Origin of the sequence: Gemmiger formicilis, assembly GCF_016901605.1 — a bacterium.
In the GTDB taxonomy this organism is placed as follows: domain Bacteria; phylum Bacillota; class Clostridia; order Oscillospirales; family Ruminococcaceae; genus Gemmiger; species Gemmiger formicilis_B.
On the sequence record NZ_JACJKP010000840.1, the window covers coordinates 1 to 220 of the forward strand.

The following is a 220-nucleotide window of genomic DNA, read 5'->3' on the forward strand; positions in this document are numbered from 1 at the left end:
AATGTTTCCGATGTCATGCATCCAACCGGCAATTGCGGCCAACTCCGCGGTGCGGGCATCATACCCAAGGGTGAGAAGAATTTCACTGGCCAGCGCGGAAACCCGTCCGGCGTGTGGCACGCTTTCTGGACGACGGAGGTAATTGCCGCCGCAATTTCTATGGTAGTGTATCGGAAAAGCGTCAAGTTGAAATAATCCGTCACAACCTCTTGTGAACCAA

At 53.2% G+C, this 220-nt stretch carries 1 protein-coding gene; it reads left to right on the top strand.

Going from position 1 to position 220, the window contains the following annotated elements; all coding sequences use genetic code 11:
- The coding region (locus tag H6B10_RS18960) for a hypothetical protein (protein WP_345941876.1) at positions 1-195 on the top strand (195 nt) is incomplete at its 5' end.
- Between the last annotated feature and the right edge of the window lie 25 nt (positions 196-220).